Source organism: Burkholderia latens (genome assembly GCF_902499045.1).
Lineage (GTDB): Bacteria > Pseudomonadota > Gammaproteobacteria > Burkholderiales > Burkholderiaceae > Burkholderia > Burkholderia latens.
Genome location: NZ_CABVPL010000013.1, coordinates 53477 through 68184, shown reverse-complemented (window position 1 = coordinate 68184; position 14708 = coordinate 53477). Strand labels below are relative to the sequence as shown.

General features: G+C 66.5%; 15 protein-coding genes. 8 read left to right on the top strand and 7 right to left on the bottom strand.

Features of this window, described 5'->3' with window-relative positions:
* Positions 1–7: 7 nt before the first annotated feature.
* Positions 8–322 (top strand): NIPSNAP family protein, encoded by a 315-nt coding sequence (locus tag BSE24067_RS12085; protein ID WP_059682945.1) that lies wholly within the window; start codon positions 8–10, stop codon positions 320–322.
* On the opposite strand, the gene BSE24067_RS12080 is transcribed toward BSE24067_RS12085, so the two are convergent.
* The 5 genes from BSE24067_RS12080 to BSE24067_RS12060 form a co-directional block, all read right to left on the bottom strand.
* A complete protein-coding gene (locus BSE24067_RS12080; protein WP_151063951.1) occupies positions 315–1259 on the bottom strand; it encodes a LysR family transcriptional regulator in 945 nt (314 codons plus the stop codon). The two genes, BSE24067_RS12085 and BSE24067_RS12080, sit on opposite strands and share 8 nt — an antisense overlap.
* Before the next feature lie 136 nt (positions 1260–1395).
* Positions 1396–2184 carry an ABC transporter substrate-binding protein gene (locus tag BSE24067_RS12075; RefSeq protein ID WP_151063950.1) on the bottom strand — a complete coding sequence of 263 codons (789 nt, stop codon included), beginning with the start codon at positions 2182–2184 and terminating at the stop codon, positions 1396–1398.
* Between the two features lie 50 nt (positions 2185–2234).
* Positions 2235–3671, bottom strand: coding sequence for an FAD/NAD(P)-dependent oxidoreductase (locus BSE24067_RS12070; protein ID WP_151063949.1), 1437 nt, complete (start codon positions 3669–3671; stop codon positions 2235–2237).
* Positions 3668–3967, bottom strand: coding sequence for a (2Fe-2S)-binding protein (locus tag BSE24067_RS12065; RefSeq protein ID WP_151063948.1), 300 nt, complete (start codon positions 3965–3967; stop codon positions 3668–3670). The genes BSE24067_RS12070 and BSE24067_RS12065 overlap by 4 nt, the downstream gene beginning before the upstream one ends.
* On the bottom strand, positions 3960–5084 hold the full coding sequence (locus tag BSE24067_RS12060; protein WP_151063947.1) for an NAD(P)/FAD-dependent oxidoreductase: 1125 nt from the start codon (positions 5082–5084) through the stop codon (positions 3960–3962). Before BSE24067_RS12060 ends, BSE24067_RS12065 begins: the two co-directional genes overlap by 8 nt.
* A gap of 149 nt (positions 5085–5233) precedes the next feature.
* Between BSE24067_RS12060 and BSE24067_RS12055 the strand changes: the two genes are divergently transcribed.
* Together BSE24067_RS12055 and BSE24067_RS12050 are read left to right on the top strand one after the other, a co-directional pair.
* The gene (locus BSE24067_RS12055) at positions 5234–6148 is read left to right on the top strand and encodes a LysR substrate-binding domain-containing protein (RefSeq protein WP_151063946.1); all 915 of its coding nucleotides are present in this window, start codon (positions 5234–5236) and stop codon (positions 6146–6148) included.
* A gap of 220 nt (positions 6149–6368) precedes the next feature.
* Entirely contained in the window at positions 6369–6614 is a 246-nt protein-coding gene (locus tag BSE24067_RS12050) for a hypothetical protein (protein WP_151063945.1), read from the top strand.
* A 128-nt stretch (positions 6615–6742) separates the two neighbouring features.
* On the opposite strand, the gene BSE24067_RS12045 is transcribed toward BSE24067_RS12050, so the two are convergent.
* Positions 6743–7684 carry a dihydrodipicolinate synthase family protein gene (locus BSE24067_RS12045; protein WP_038571588.1) on the bottom strand — a complete coding sequence of 314 codons (942 nt, stop codon included), beginning with the start codon at positions 7682–7684 and terminating at the stop codon, positions 6743–6745.
* A 595-nt stretch (positions 7685–8279) separates the two neighbouring features.
* Between BSE24067_RS12045 and abaF the strand changes: the two genes are divergently transcribed.
* On the top strand, positions 8280–9659 hold the full coding sequence (gene abaF / locus BSE24067_RS12040) for a fosfomycin efflux MFS transporter AbaF (RefSeq protein WP_151063944.1): 1380 nt from the start codon (positions 8280–8282) through the stop codon (positions 9657–9659).
* 470 nt (positions 9660–10129) lie between these two features.
* Positions 10130–10810 (top strand): GntR family transcriptional regulator, encoded by a 681-nt coding sequence (locus BSE24067_RS12035; RefSeq protein WP_151063943.1) that lies wholly within the window; start codon positions 10130–10132, stop codon positions 10808–10810.
* Positions 10811–10944: 134 nt separating this feature from the next.
* On the opposite strand, the gene BSE24067_RS32500 is transcribed toward BSE24067_RS12035, so the two are convergent.
* On the bottom strand, positions 10945–11139 hold the full coding sequence (locus tag BSE24067_RS32500; protein ID WP_151063942.1) for a hypothetical protein: 195 nt from the start codon (positions 11137–11139) through the stop codon (positions 10945–10947).
* A gap of 607 nt (positions 11140–11746) precedes the next feature.
* Between BSE24067_RS32500 and BSE24067_RS12030 the strand changes: the two genes are divergently transcribed.
* Genes BSE24067_RS12030 through BSE24067_RS12020 form a run of 3 tightly spaced genes read left to right on the top strand, consistent with a single transcriptional unit; the run spans position 11747 to position 14665 of the window.
* Complete coding sequence (locus BSE24067_RS12030) at positions 11747–12733, top strand: TRAP transporter substrate-binding protein (protein WP_151063941.1); 987 nt, start codon at positions 11747–11749, stop codon at positions 12731–12733.
* Positions 12730–13308, top strand: a complete 579-nt coding sequence (locus tag BSE24067_RS12025) for a TRAP transporter small permease (protein ID WP_174904764.1) — start codon at positions 12730–12732, stop codon at positions 13306–13308. The genes BSE24067_RS12030 and BSE24067_RS12025 overlap by 4 nt, the downstream gene beginning before the upstream one ends.
* A gap of 4 nt (positions 13309–13312) precedes the next feature.
* The gene (locus BSE24067_RS12020) at positions 13313–14665 is read left to right on the top strand and encodes a TRAP transporter large permease (protein ID WP_151068558.1); all 1353 of its coding nucleotides are present in this window, start codon (positions 13313–13315) and stop codon (positions 14663–14665) included.
* The last annotated feature ends 43 nt before the right edge of the window (positions 14666–14708 follow it).

Sequence of the window (14708 nt, the reverse complement as noted above, 5' to 3'; positions counted from 1 at the left end):
AGCACTCATGTATTACGAAATGCGGACCTACACGGTCCAGATCGGCAAGATGAACGAATATTTGCGGCACTTCGAGAAGGAAGGCCTGCCGGTGATCTCCCGCTACGCGACGCTGGTCGGCTGGTGGTACACGGAAATAGGCGAACTGAACCAGGTCGTGCACATCTGGGCGTACGAGAGCCTCGACGACCGCATCAAGCGTCGCACCGCGCTGTACGAGGATCCGGACTGGCTCGAGAAGTTCGTGCCGAAGGCGTTCCCGATGCTCGAGAAGATGGAGTCGAAGCTGCTGCGTCCGGCCGTGTTTTCGCCGATCAGGTAACGAACTGCGGACTCTGCAGCGTCTCGACGAGCATCCGCGCGCCGGGCGTCAGGTGCGCGAACGCGCGGGCCACCACGCCGAACGGCTCGTCGAGCGCGGGAATCGCGACCGGCAGGCACGCAACGAGACCGAAGCGTTCGCCGAATTGCGCGACTTCGCGCGGAATGATCGCGACGAGTTCCGGGTTTTCCTGCAGCAGCGTCAGCGTCGCGAACGTCGACGCCGTTTCGATCGGATAGCGCGGCACGTCGATCCCGGCATCCGCGAGCGCGCGCTCGAGCGCGAGCCGCATCGGCGTGTTGACCGGATACGCGACCCATTCGGCGTCGGCGAGATCGCGCAGCGTCAGCGTGTCGCGCGCGGCCAGCGCATGCGTGCGTGCGGTCACGACCGCGAGCGGTTCGGATTTCAGCGGCACGTAGTCGTACGCTTCCGGGCGCCGGCCGTTGCCGTTGCGGCAGATTGCGAGATCGATGCGGCCGTCGTCGATCAATGCGAGCAGGCTCGCGCTCGTGCCTTCGACGATCTCGACCGACAGGTGCGGCTGGCGCCGGCGCAGATCGGTCAGTGCGCGCGTAAGCAGCGGCACCGCGCCCATGATCACGCCGACGGCGAGATGGCCGCCATGCCCCTGCGTGATCGCGAGCACTTCGGTATGCAGATGTTCGAGATCGCTGTAGATGAGGCGCGCATAGCGCGTGACGCAACGGCCGAGGTCGTTCGCGACGAGGCCCTTCGGTTGCCGCTCGAACAGCGGCATGCCGAGGATGTCCTCGATCTCGCGCAGCACCTTGGTCGCACCGGGTTGCGAGATCGCGATTTCTTCGGCGGCCTTGTGCAGCGAACCGTGGTTTTCGAGCGCGATCAGCAGCTTCAACTGCTTCAGGCGAAGGCGCGACGCGATGTTCGCGAGGGAGGGAACGGCCAGCGGCTTCATGGCAACGACCAAACCGAAAGCGGCGATTATAGCGTCGTTCGTGCCGGCCGCGACCCTGAAGACCGCTCATGCGGCACCGCTTCGAGCGCGTGCGGCGAACCGGCGGCGCACGCGTCGCGATGCCCGACGCCGGCCGTCAATTCCCGTACATGTCGAAGTCGAAATACTTCGCCTGGATCTTGTTGTACGTGCCGTCGCTGCGGATCTGCGCGATCGCGCGGTTCAGCGCGTCGCGCAGGTCGGTATCGGCCTTGCGCACGCCGGCCGCGTCGCCGTTGCCCATGATCTTCGGATCGAACACGACGCCGCCCGCGAACGAGAAGCCCTTGCCGCGCGGCGTCGCGAGGAAGCCGAGCTGGCCCTGCACCGCGTCCATCAGCACGCCGTCGACGCGCCCCGTCACGAGGTCTGCATACGCCTGGTCGTAGCTCGGATACGGCACGACTTCGACCTTCGCCGCCGCCCACTTGTCGCGCGCATAGGTTTCCTGGATCGTTCCCTGTTCGACCGCGATGCGCTTGCCGGCAAGCTTCGCCGCTTCAGGCAGCAGCCCCGAGCCGGTGCGTGCGATCAGGCGCGTCTGGTTGCGGTACAGGCGGTCGGTGAAGTCGATTTGCTGGCGGCGCTGTTCGGTCGCGGCCATCGACGACAGGATCACGTCGAACTTGCGCGCCTGCAGACCGGGGATCAGCCCGTCGAAGCTGCTCGACACCCACACGCATTTCGCGTTGAGCTTCGCGCACAGCGCATTGCCGAGATCGATGTCGAAACCCTGCACGCTGCCGTCGGTGGCGGTCGATTCGAACGGCGGGTAGGTCGGATCGACGCCGATGCGGATCGTCGTCCATTCCTTCGCCGACGCCAGCGTCGCGAAGGCCATCGCGGCCGCGGAAAGCAGGATCGTGATGCGCGTCTTGTTCTTCATGGTCAGGCTCCGTTCGTGTGGGGAAGCTTGGTACATGCGCGGGCCGCGCTTCAGCTCGGGAATTCGCCGCGCCGGAAATCGTTCGACAATTCGAGTGCGTCGGCCATCTCGCCGACGGTCACGGGCTTGATCGGCGCGCGGATCCGGTAGTGGCCCACATCGCCGACGTCGCGCTGCTGTACGTCGGCGATCAGCTCGCCGACCGTCGTGCCGCACCAGCGCCCCTGGCACGGGCCCATCCCGCAGCGCGTGAACGCCTTCATCTGGTTCGGCCCCTGGCAGCCGAGCGCCGCGAGCGCACGGATCTCGCCGGCCGTGATCTCCTCGCAGCGGCAGACGATCGTGTCGCCGTCGGGGCGGCGCAGCGCGACGGGCGGCGTGTACAGCGCATCGAGCAGCGGACGTACCGCGAGATGACGGCGCAACGCACGAAGCACCGGCCGTTCGCGTTCAGCCTGCTGTCGGCGGTCGAGCGCGCCGAGCGCGGCCGCGATGTCGAGCGCCGCGACTTCGCCGGCGAGGGCCGCGGCCTGCGCGCCGCCGATGCCCGCGCCATCGCCTGCGATCCATACCTGCGCGACGCTGCTTCGGCCGCGCGCGTCGGTTCGCGGCCGCCAGCATGCCGCGCGTTCATCCCATTCATGCGCGCAGCCGAGCGCGCGCGCGAGCTGCGTCGACGGGATCACGCCCTGGTGCAACAGCACGAGCGACGTATCGAGCGATTGTGCGATGCCGTCCGCGGCGCGAAAGCGGATGCATTGCGCGCGGCCGTCGCCGTCGATGCGCACGTCGGTGGCGCCGCGATAGACGGGAATGCGCGCGTCACGCACCGCGCGCAGCATGCGCGAGCCCTTGAGCAGATAGTCGGCGCCGCGCAGCGCGTGCAGCGCATGCGGGAGCGCGCGGCGCCATGCGTCGCGCGGCGTCGTGTCGACCAGTGCGCGCACGCGCCGGCCCGCATTCAGCAGTTGCGCGGCGAACAGCCACAGTAGCGGGCCGCTGCCCGCGAGCACGGCGTCGGCAGACGGCGCGAGGCCGCACGATTTCAGCAGCGTCTGCGCGGCGCCGACGCCCATCACGCCCGGCAGCGTCCAGCCGCGCACCGGCCACGGCCGCTCCTGCGCGCCGGTCGCGATCAGCACCGCGCGCGCGCCGATTTCGAGCGTGCCGCCCGACGGGCCGCTTTGCGTGAGCATCGCGACCGGCGCCGGTTCGAACGCGATCTGCCATACCGTGCTGCGCGGCAGATAGTGCGCACCGCTCGCGAGCAGGCCGTCGACGAGCGGGCGGCCGGCCGTGTAATCGGAGCCCAGCCAGCGCGCGAGATCGGCGGGCGCGGCCGCGACGTTGCGATAGATCTGACCGCCGGGCGCCGTGCCTTCGTCGGCGACGACGACCGACAGGCCAGCGTTGCGCGCGGCCGCGGCCGCCGCCATTCCGGCCGGTCCGGCACCGACGATCAGCAAATCGAACTGGCCGTGCGTCATGCGAGCCTCGCGCTGCCGTGCATCGCACGCACCTGCATCCCGTCGCGCACGGGCGTCATGCAGCCCTGCACGTTCGGCACGCCGTCGACGTCGACGAGACAATCGAAGCACACGCCCATCATGCAGAACGGGCCGCGTGGTGCGCCGCTGACTGCGCTGGAACGGCACGCGAGGGTGCCGGTCGCGAGTAGCGCGGCGGCGACGCTGTAATGCGCGGGCACGTCGTGCGGCGTGCCGTCGATATGGATGCGCACGCGCTCGCACGTCGCGGCGGCGGAGACGATGGATTCAAACATGCCGGATATCCGTGGGCGCGGCGAAGCGCGCGGTGTTGAAGGCGGACAGGCCGGCCGGTGCGGCGTCGCCCGCGATCCACGGTGCGACGAGATCGGCGTGTGCGGCCGCGAGCGTCACGCCGCTGTGGCAGATCGCGAGGAACGCGCCGGGATGCGTGGTCGACGCTTCGTACACGGGCAGCCCGTCGGGCGTCATGATGCGCAGCGCGCCCCATGCGCGGACGATGCGCGCATGGGCGAGCGCCGGGAACGCGGTGCGTGCACGGCGCGCGATGTCGACCATCGCAGGACGTGTCTGGCCGTCGTCGAAGCCGGCGTCTTCCGCCGAGTCGCCGAGCAGCACCGAGCCTTCCGGCGTCTGGCGCACGACCAGCGTCGGGTAGTCGAGAAACGGCGCAAGCCGTTCCGTGACCATGATCTGACCGCGCAGCGGCGAGATCGGCGCATGCATGTCGACCATCGGCGCGAGCCGCGCATTGTCGAGACCGGCGGCAAGCACGACGCGCCCGGCTTCGAGCAGGCCTTCGCGCGTGTCGATCTCGAAGCGGCCGGCACGCGGACGGATCTCGCTGACCGCGTTGCGCGGCAGATAGACGCCGCCGTGTTGCACGAACGCCTGTAACAACGCGCGCAGCGTGTAGAGCGGATTCGCGTGACCGTCGTTCGGCGACCACAGCGCGCCGGCGAGCGCCGGCGACGCGGCCGGGATCCGTTTGCGCAGCGCGGCTGCGTCGAGCACTTCGTACGACAGCGCCGCGTCCTGCCGATGCAGCGAGTCGAGCAGCGCGGTCGCGCTCGCAAGCTCATCGCCGTGCTCGAACAGTTCGATTCCGCCTGGGCGCTCGAAGCCGCAGTTCACGCCGGTCTCGCGTTGCAGCTGCGCGGCGAACGCGTTCCAGCGCTCGGACGATTCGCGCGACCAGCGCGCGTACGGCAGGCAGCGTCCGCCCTTGCCCTGCACCCACACGAGCCCGAAGTTGCCGCGTGCCGCGCGAAACGCGATGTCGTCGCCGTCGCACACGGCGACGCGCTTGCCGGCGCGCGCGATGCCCCACGCGAGCGCCATGCCGACGAGTCCGCCGCCGGCCACGACGACGTCGAAGCCGCGCACGGTCATGTGCGGCTCCGCGGGTATCGTGTCGAGGCGTGCATGTTATGGGGCATGGCGGCGCGGTTCCTTGCGTGTTTGACATTGCTGAATCGATGTTCGGGCAGGCAAAATAGACTGTCCAATACAGCTTGATCAATGTCCCATAATCCAGTGTTATGACCACGCCTTCTCTGAGGATCCGCCAGATCGAAGCGTTCCGCGCGGTGATGCAGCGTCATACCGTCACGCGCGCGGCGCGCGATTTGCATATCTCGCAGCCGGCCGTGAGCCGGCTGATCGCCGATCTCGAGGAGCGCGTCGGCTTCGTGCTGTTCGAGCGCCAGCAGGGGCGCTTCACGCCGACCGCGCAGGCGCGCGTGCTGTACGAAGAGGTCGAGCGCGCGTTCGTCGGGCTCGATCGCGTCGCGCAGGCCGCCGAGCAGATTCGCGCGATGCGGCGCGGCACGCTGCGGGTGGCCGGATCGCCGGCCGTCGCGCTCGACCTGCTGCCCGAGCTCGTCACGCGCTTCTCGGCCGCGCATCCGGGCGTCGACATCACGCTGCTCGCGCACAGTGCGTCCACGGTCGTCGACAAGGTCGCGTCCGGGCAGTGCGACGTCGGATTGATCGCGGAGCCTGTCCCGCATCCGGCGGTGCGCGGCGAGCGGCTCACGGAAAGCGCGATGTGCTGCATCGTGCCGCGCGGGCACCGGCTCGCGCGCAAGCGCGTGGTGCAGCCGGCCGATCTGCGCGACGAGTCGTTCATCTCGTTCCCGCCGAGCTTCGAGGCGCGCAGCGCGATCGATCGCGTGTTCGTCGAGGCCGGCGTGTCGCGCGTGCTGTCGATCGAGGCGCAGCTGTCGCAGACGATCGTCGCGTTCGTCGCGAACGGCGCGGGCGTCGCGCTGATCGATCCGGTGACCGCGGCTTATGCGCGGCATCGCGTGGCCGTCAAGCGGTTCGAGCCGGCCGTGCCCGATCATTTCTATCTGGTGACGTCCGCGTCGCAGCCGTTGTCGATGATCGGCGACGCGTTCTGCGCGGATTTGCGCGACGCGTTCGCGCGGATGCGGAACCGGCGCGACGAATGAGCGGGAGCGGGGCATGCGGGATCGCGATCGCGACAGCGTGGGGATGCGGCCGAGCGACAATGGTCTGACGATATGAACAAAACCGTCCAGCGTGCCGGCGCTTTTCTGACACACGACGCGCGTAACGTGACGGGAAGCGGATACGACGCGTCGAGCGAAAAGCCCATGCGGCGGCGCCGATGACGACAGGCCGGGTGCGGTATTGCGGGGTGGCCATCACATGCTGACGAGAGACTATGTGGAGCGCGAGCTTTCTCATATCGAGAAAATGGTCGCGCTGCTGGAAAGCGATGCGCAAGCCGGTTCGGCGGCGATGCCGTGCGCGATGCGCGTGAGCCGCCCGAGTTACTGGCGCGAGCGGATCGAAGCGTTGCTGGCGATCCCCGGCATGCCGCGCCACGTGACGACGCTCGGCCATGCGCTGCTCGCGAAGATCGACGGGATCGAGGCGCGGAACGCGGGATGAAGCAGGGCGCGCGTTTGCGTCGAGGCGATGGCGATCGCATCGCGCGCGAAAGAAAAAAGCCACGGAACGATCCGTGGCTTCCCGTTTCCAGCATGCGACAGTTTCGCCGCAGCATCGCGCGTTATCGTTTACGCGATCGTCTTCGACCAGTTCGCGTACCAGTTGCGGAACAGCGTGTACTGCGCTTCCGCGTAGTTGCGCTGCGCGTCGCTGAGCACGTCTGTTTCGTTGAAGTGCAGCGTGTATTCCTTGTCACCGTTCAGCACCATCAGGTGCTTGTAGAACAGCACCAGGTCGCAGCCTTCGTCGAACGACGACAGTACGGCCAGCGCCGCTTCCAGCTCCTTCGCACGCACGCGCGCCACTGCATCGCCTTGCGCGGCCTTCTTGCAAAGATCGACCAGTTGCAGCACTTCGCGCGGCAGCGCGTTGCCGATGCCGGTGATCGCGCCCGCCGCGCCGCAATTCACGAAGCCATGGAACACTTGCGTGTCGACGCCGGCCATCAGCGTGACGCTGTCGTCCTGCGACGTGATGTTCTCGGCCGCGTAGCGCATGTCGGCCGCGCCGCCGAATTCCTTGAAGCCGATCAGATTCGGGTGCTGGCGACGCAGTTCGAAGAACAGGTCGGCGCGAGTCGCGAAGCCGTAGTACGGGCTGTTGTAGATCACGGCCGGCAGGTTCGGCGCGGCGTTCAGGATTGCGGAGAAATGCGCCTTTTGCGCGGCCGGCGATGCGCCGCGCGACAGTACGCGCGGGATCACCATCAGGCCGTGCGCGCCGACTTTCGCCGCGTGTGCCGCGTGCGACACGGCTTCCTTTGAGTTCACGGCGCCCGTGCCGACGATCGTCGGCACGCCGGCTTCGACCAGGCGCGCGACACCTTCCTGGCGCTGTGCTTCGGTCAGCAGCGGCCAGTCACCCATCGAACCGCAATACACCACCGCGCGCATGCCCAGTGCGACCAGTTCCTTGCCCTTCTTCACCAGCGCGTCGAAATCCGGCTGACGGTCGGCGGTGCACGGCGTCATCAGGGCTGGAATGGTGCCGGTAAAAATGTTGTCGCTCATCTCGTTTCCTCATTCAGATAGGGTCAACTGCCATTGCTGGCAACGTGGGTGCGTGCGCGTTTGCCGTCTCGTTCGTGCTTCATGCGATCCGGACGGCGGCCGGCCTTCCTCTTGTTTGCGTCGGTGCCGAAACGTTGCCTCCGGTTTCGCCCGAGAGTCAGCCAATCGACGACTGCATTCTAGCCAGTTCGAATATTTTATACAATATAAAATTAAAAGGGCGTGACGACGGGCGTCGTTCGGGGCGTCGGGGAGGGCGTCGGGCGCGCCGCAGCGGCGTTCGAGGCGGGAACGAACGATTCTTCGGGAAAGCATGGCGATGCGCGTGCGGCCGCCTTTCGGCTCCGGCCCGCGTCCAGCAGTAGGCGGCCGCGCTACGCAATCCTGCCTGAGCGGTACATCCGTCAGATCAAAAGACGTCGAGCAAGCCCGCCGTACCGGCCGGCCGACACCGCCCGCCGCGTCGCTTTTCCGACGAAGGTATTTTTGAGATTCTCGTGGATCGTGTATTGAATATTGTATAAAGTCTTTCGTCGCGCTTACTCGCGCAACGGTCCGTCAACGGAAATGGAACACAACGAGAGGAGATTCGAAGATGACAAGTCAGGCAGGCGAAGCGGTCTCGCCCGGTAGTGCAGCGGCCACGCAGGACACGGCGTCGAGACGGGAGTTGAAGCGGGTCGTCGCGGCGTCGATGGTCGGCTCGGTTGCGGAGTGGTACGAGTTCTTTCTGTATGGCACCGCGTCGGCGCTGGTGTTCGGCACGCATTTCTTCAAGAAGACCGGCAACCCGATCGACGGGCTGCTCGCCGCGTTCGCACTGTACGCGGTCGGGTTCGCCGCGCGGCCGATCGGCGGGCTGGTGTTCGGCTACTACGGCGACAAGTTCGGCCGCAAATATCTGCTGCAAGTAAGCCTGATCGTGGTCGGCATCACGACGTTCCTGATGGGCTGCCTGCCGACCTTCGACGCGATCGGCTACTGGGCGCCGGTGCTGCTCGTGTCGTTACGGCTGATCCAGGGTTTCGCGTTCGGTGGCGAATGGGGCGGCGCGATCCTGCTGGTCAGCGAACACAGCCCGGACAACCGACGCGGTTACTGGGCGAGCTGGCCGCAGGCCGGCGTGCCGGCCGGCAACCTCGTCGCGACGATCATCCTGCTGGTGCTGTCGAGTTCGCTGTCCGAGGCCGACTTCCTCGCATGGGGCTGGCGCGCGGCGTTCTGGTTCTCGGCGGTGGTCGTGCTGATCGGGTTCTGGATCCGCCGCAAGGTCGACGACGCGCCGATTTTCAAGGAAGCGCAGGCGCGCCGCGAACAGAAGCAGGAAAAACAGCTCGGCGTGATGCACGTGCTGAAGCATCACTGGCGTCAGGTGCTGATCGGCATCGGCGCGCGGTTCGCCGAAAACATCCTGTACTACATGGTCGTCACGTTCTCGTTGACGTATCTGAAGCTGGTGGTCGGCTTCGATACCACGCGGATTCTGAAGCTGATGTTCGCGGCGAATGCGATCCATTTCTTCTTCATTCCGCTGATGGGACTGATGTCGGATTTCGTCGGCCGCAAGCCTGTGTATCTGACCGGCGCCGTGTTGACCGCCGGATGGGGTTTCGTCGCGTTCCCGATGATGGATACCGGCAACGACTGGATCATCATGGCTGCGATCGTGCTCGGGCTGTTCATCGAATCGATGACGTACTCGCCGTATTCGGCGCTGATGACGGAGATGTTCCCGACCAACGTGCGGTATACGGCGCTGTCGCTGTGTTATCAGGTCGCGCCGCTGATGGCCGGATCGCTCGCGCCGCTGATCGGGCTGTCGTTGCTCGAGCGGTATCACTCGTCGACGCCGATCGCGCTTTATCTGGTTGCGGCAGCGGGGATTTCGATCGTGTGCGTCGGGCTGGCGAAGGAGACGCGTGGGAAGTCGTTGCGCGAGGTCGATGCGGAGGCGAGGGGGCGGATGGGGGCGTGAAGCGGGTAGCCGAGGCCTGATCACATGCAAGGAAGCCACCCGCAACGGTGGCTTTCTTGTGGTGGGTTTCGGATTGCCGGCGAATGAGAAAACGACGGTCGGCGCTCCCGATCGCGGCGCCGTAATCCGTCAGGCCACGCTCCTGGTCACGAAGCATGCGTAAGAGAATGCACCGAGTATTCTGCGCAGCCACGCGGTGGGCGTTTCGCCGCAGACTTCATTCGGCCGAAGCGAAATCCCGTTCTGTTGCATTCGGGATTCCGCTCGGTGTGAGCGGACCCGCGCCGAGCGGGTCCCGTATTGCGCGGCAGGCGCGAACCTGACGGCGTGCGGCGCATGGCGGGGCAAGGTGGCGAAGGTACGCCCATCGCCGCTCGCGCCAACTCCGTCTGCTAATATTGTAGAAAATATCCAATCCCCGCCGCCGCGCCGGCGCCAGCTCGACCGCCATCCCCCGTCCGAACCGCTACATGAACGAGAAACGCCCTGCTCTTGTCTACGCCACGCGCGCCGAGGCCGCAGCGAATGAATTGCGCCGCCGCATCCTGACGGGCGAGTACGTCGACGGATACCAGCTTCGTCAGGATGCGCTCGCGACGGAGCTCGGCATCAGCCGCATCCCGTTGCGCGAAGCGCTCGTGCAGCTCGAGAGCGAAGGGCTCGTGAAAATTCTGCCGCACAAGGGAGCGATCGTATCGGAGTTGTCGCCGGAAGACATCACCGAGTTGTTCGAGCTGCGCGCGCTGCTCGAACCCGTGCTGCTGAAAAAATCCATCCCCAGGCTGACCGCCGACGATTTTGCACGGCTCGACGCGATCCTCGACGAATACAGCGCCGTGCTGCATGCGAGCCAATCCGGGCGTTGGGGCGAACTGAACACGGAACTGCATCATCTGCTGCTGTCCCGCGCCGAGCAGCCGAAGACGTCGGCGATCGTCGCATCGCTGCTGCAGCAGACCGACCGCTACACGCGCGTGCAGCTGTCGCTGTCCGAAGCCGCGCGCGACGTGGCCGAATCCGAACATGCGGAACTGGTCGCGTTGTGCCGCAAGGGCGATACGCGCGCGGCGGCATCGCTGCTCAAGCGTCATATCGAGCACGCGGGCAACGAGCTGAACGCATTTTTGCGAGACCGACGCGCCGGTCGCTGAACGCATTCTGTTAGTCGGCGCGGCGAATACCACGTAGCGATCAGATCCAGCCCCGAAGCGACGCGCATGCGACTCGCTTCCGTCCGGATGCCGCGTGCCGGATGCCACCGAACCGGGCTCGTGCCGGCTGACTTCTATCCGCCGCCGATTCCCTGCAACACCTTTCCCGTCCCGCCGCACACCGTACACGGCTGTCCTTCGACCATCCCGGTTCCGCGGCACACGCCGCACACATCCTCGCCGACGCCCGGCGCATCGGGTGGCCCTTCGTCGCCCGGGTTCAACGGCGAATCCGGATGCTGTCGTTCTTGCGGCTCGTTCGTCTGCATCACGCACCTCCTTTCGCGTTTGGCTGTCGCGGCTGGCGCGCATTGTCCGTGCCCGCCGCGACAAGCACGTAAGCAGGTGGCGGACCGCGTGCAGGCAGGGTGCGCAAATGCGCACGATGGAAGCAGCGGCCCGCGTCACCGCATGAACACTGAAGCGGCGGAAGACCTCCGGCGGACCGGTGCGCCTGGCTCCGCCTCGCGCGGTCGCACGCGACTATGTGCGGCCGGCGCGGGTTCATGACGGCGCGGTGCGTCGTTGTTATGTGATCGGTCATCCTACAACAAGTGATGTCGAGCCGAATTACACCGCCCGATGGCAGGAAAGCACCGCAACGGTCGATCGGATTCGCGGGCCGCGCCGTTTCCGGAAAACGTTTCGCGATATAGATCAAAGAAAGAGAAGGGTTTCCCGCTGAGACCGGCTGAAACCCGTGACAGAAGCGTGTCTAGGGGTATGCACCGAGTGAGTTAAACGATTAACCGACGTACATTCCGGTCAACACGTCATACAACGTATGACTGCGGCCCAGCGCAGACGCTGCCTCGACGCGTGCGGAACCCGCCGGAATCGCCGCCGAACAACGAGCAACCATCAAGGAGACTGACGATGAAGCACCGATTCACCCGCTCCCGTACCGCCCTGGCCGTCGCGCTGCTGGCCGGCTTCGCGGTGTCCGCGCACGCGCGCGTGTTCCGCTCGGCGGACGTGCACGGCGACAGCTTCCCGACCAACATGGCGGTCAAGTTCATGGGCGACGAGCTGTCGAAGCTCACGGGCGGCAAGGATTCCATCAAGGTATTCGGCAACAGCGCGCTCGGTTCGGAAAAGGACACGGTCGACCAGGTGCGGATCGGCGCGATCGACATGGCGCGCGTGAACGGCGCGTCGTTCAACGAGATCGTGCCCGAGTCGCTGATTCCGTCGTTTCCGTTCCTGTTCCGCGACATCGATCACTTCCGCAAGGCGATGTACGGCCCGGCCGGCCAGAAGATCCTCGACGCATTCGCGGCGAAGGGGATGATCGCGCTGACGTTCTACGAGAGCGGCGCGCGCTCGATCTACGCGAAGCGCCCGGTGCGCACGCCGGCCGACATGAAGGGGCTGAAGGTGCGCGTGCAACCGTCCGACCTGATGGTCGACGAGATCAAGGCGATGGGCGGCACGCCGACGCCGATGCCGTTCGCCGAGGTGTACACGGGCCTGAAGACGGGCCTCGTCGACGCGGCGGAAAACAACCTGCCGTCGTACGAGGAAACCAAGCACTTCGAGGTGGCGCCCGACTACTCGGAGACGCAGCACGCGATGACGCCCGAAGTGCTGGTGTTCTCGAAGAAGATCTGGGACACGCTGTCGCCGCAGGAGCAGGCGGCGATCCGGAAGGCCGCGGCCGATTCGGTGCCGTACTACCAGAAGCTGTGGACCGCACGCGAGGCGTCCGCGCAGCAGACGGTCACGAAGGGCGGCGCGAAGATCCTGCCGGCCGCGCAGATCGACCGCGCCGCGTTCGTGAAGGCGATGCAGCCGCTGTGGGCGAAGTACGAGAAGACGCCGCAGATGAAGCAGATCGTCGACGAGATCGAGGCGACCAAGTGACCCGACGCACTTCCCTGAATGGCGCCGCGGCCGTGGGCTCGCCGGACGCAGCCGCCGCCGACGGCGCGGCGCCGTGCCGGCCGCGCGCGGCCGCGCCGCTGCTGCGCTGCGCGAACGACGTGCTGTACCGCGCGCTGGCGGTGATCGCGTCGCTGAGTCTCGCGGCGCTCACGGTGCTGGTGTTCTACGCGGTCGTGATGCGCTACGTGTTCGAGAACGCGCCTGATTTCGTCGAGCCGATCGCGCTGCTGCTGGTGATCGTGATCGCGATGTTCGGCGCGGCGATGAAGGTGCGAGACGGTGGCCACATCGGCCTCGACTCGTTCGTGCGGCGGCTGTCCGCGGGCCCGCGGATGGCCGTGATCGCGATTCAGCACCTGAGCCTGATCGCGTTCGCGATCGCGATCATGGTCGGCTGCGGCACCATGGCCGCCGAGACGATGGGCGACCGCATTCCGATCATCGGGCTGCCCGAAGGCGTGCGCTACCTGATCACGATTCCCGCGGCGATTGCCATCATCCTCTTCTCGCTCGAGCATCTGCTCGCGCTTCGTCGTTCTTCGTCGGAACAATAACGCCATGGAACTCGCGATCTTGTCCGTCAGTTTTCTGATATTCCTCGCGCTCGGCGTACCCGTGTCGTTCGGGCTCGGGCTTGCATGCGTGCTGACCTACATGGTCGAAGGGCTGCCGATCGCGACCGCGATGCAGTCGATGATCTCGGGAATGAACGCGTTCTCGTTTCTCGCGGTGCCGTTCTTCATCTTCTCCGGCGAGCTGATGCTGCATGGCGGCATCGCCGATCGGATCCTGCGCTTCGCGCAGGCGACCGTCGGCCATTTCCGCGGCGGCCTCGGGATGGCCAACGTCGTCGCGTGCACGCTGTTCGGCGGCGTGTCGGGCTCGCCGACCGCCGATACGTCGGCGATGGGCGGCGTCGTGATTCCGCTGATGAAGCGCGAAGGCTACAGCGCCGCGTATGCGGTCAACGTGACGACGCACGCGTCGCTCGCCGGCGCGCTGATGCCGACGTCGACCAACATGATCATCTACGCGTTCGCCGCGCAGGGGATCACCGGAATGCTGCACGGCCAGCAGGTGAGCGGCGTGTCGATCGGCGACCTGCTGTTCTCCGGCCTGCTGCCGGTGCTTTGGGTGATGGGTTTCGTGCTCGCGGCCGCGTACTGGCAGGCCGTGCGTCACGGCTATCCGCGCCGCGACGACGGTTCGTCCGCGCTGCCGTCGTTTCCCGGCTGGTATGCGGTGCTGCGCAGCTTCGTCGGCGCGGTGCCGGGCCTGATGGTCATCGCGATCATCCTCGTGTGCGTCGCGAAGGGGATTGCGACCGCGACCGAGGCTGCAGCGATCGCCGTCGTGTATTCGCTCGTGCTGACCGCGATCGTGTACCGCACGCTGACCGTCGACAAGCTGCGCCGCGCGCTGTCGCATGCCGCGCGTACGACGGGCGTCGTGCTGCTGCTGATCGCGGTGTCCAACATGCTGCGCTTCCAGATGTCGTACCTGGAGATTCCCGATGCGATCGAGGGGCTGCTGAAGCAGTCGACCGCCGCGCCGTGGCTGATGCTGCTGTACATCAACATCATCCAGGTGTTCCTCGGCACGTTCGTCGACATGGCCGCGCACATCCTGATCACGACGCCGCTGTTCCTGCCGATCGCGATGGCATGCGGCGTCGGGCCGGTGCAGTTCGGGATCATGCTGTTGTTGAACTGCTCGCTCGGTCTCGTGCATCCGCCGATCGGCTCCGTGCAGTTCGTCGGCTGCGCGATCGGCAACGTGTCGATCGGCGAGACGACGAAGATGGCGTGGCCGTACTACCTCGCGATCTTCAGTGCGATCAACATCGTCACGTACATGCCGTTCTTCTCCACCTGGCTGCCGAGCCTGATCAGCGGGCACGCGGTGTTCTGACCGCATGCGTTGCCCGTCGCGGCGCGAAGCGGTGCCGGCTGGC

What these genes read in the sequence shown, in the direction of transcription:
- BSE24067_RS12085 (WP_059682945.1), top strand. Translation starts at nt 8, where the DNA reads ATGTATTACGAAATGCGGACCTACACGGTCCAGATCGGCAAGATGAAC.
- BSE24067_RS12080 (WP_151063951.1), bottom strand. Translation starts at nt 1,259, where the DNA reads ATGAAGCCGCTGGCCGTTCCCTCCCTCGCGAACATCGCGTCGCGCCTT.
- BSE24067_RS12075 (WP_151063950.1), bottom strand. Translation starts at nt 2,184, where the DNA reads ATGAAGAACAAGACGCGCATCACGATCCTGCTTTCCGCGGCCGCGATG.
- BSE24067_RS12070 (WP_151063949.1), bottom strand. Translation starts at nt 3,671, where the DNA reads ATGACGCACGGCCAGTTCGATTTGCTGATCGTCGGTGCCGGACCGGCC.
- BSE24067_RS12065 (WP_151063948.1), bottom strand. Translation starts at nt 3,967, where the DNA reads ATGTTTGAATCCATCGTCTCCGCCGCCGCGACGTGCGAGCGCGTGCGC.
- BSE24067_RS12060 (WP_151063947.1), bottom strand. Translation starts at nt 5,084, where the DNA reads ATGACCGTGCGCGGCTTCGACGTCGTCGTGGCCGGCGGCGGACTCGTC.
- BSE24067_RS12055 (WP_151063946.1), top strand. Translation starts at nt 5,234, where the DNA reads ATGACCACGCCTTCTCTGAGGATCCGCCAGATCGAAGCGTTCCGCGCG.
- BSE24067_RS12050 (WP_151063945.1), top strand. Translation starts at nt 6,369, where the DNA reads ATGCTGACGAGAGACTATGTGGAGCGCGAGCTTTCTCATATCGAGAAA.
- BSE24067_RS12045 (WP_038571588.1), bottom strand. Translation starts at nt 7,684, where the DNA reads ATGAGCGACAACATTTTTACCGGCACCATTCCAGCCCTGATGACGCCG.
- abaF (WP_151063944.1), top strand. Translation starts at nt 8,280, where the DNA reads ATGACAAGTCAGGCAGGCGAAGCGGTCTCGCCCGGTAGTGCAGCGGCC.
- BSE24067_RS12035 (WP_151063943.1), top strand. Translation starts at nt 10,130, where the DNA reads ATGAACGAGAAACGCCCTGCTCTTGTCTACGCCACGCGCGCCGAGGCC.
- BSE24067_RS32500 (WP_151063942.1), bottom strand. Translation starts at nt 11,139, where the DNA reads ATGCAGACGAACGAGCCGCAAGAACGACAGCATCCGGATTCGCCGTTG.
- BSE24067_RS12030 (WP_151063941.1), top strand. Translation starts at nt 11,747, where the DNA reads ATGAAGCACCGATTCACCCGCTCCCGTACCGCCCTGGCCGTCGCGCTG.
- BSE24067_RS12020 (WP_151068558.1), top strand. Translation starts at nt 13,313, where the DNA reads ATGGAACTCGCGATCTTGTCCGTCAGTTTTCTGATATTCCTCGCGCTC.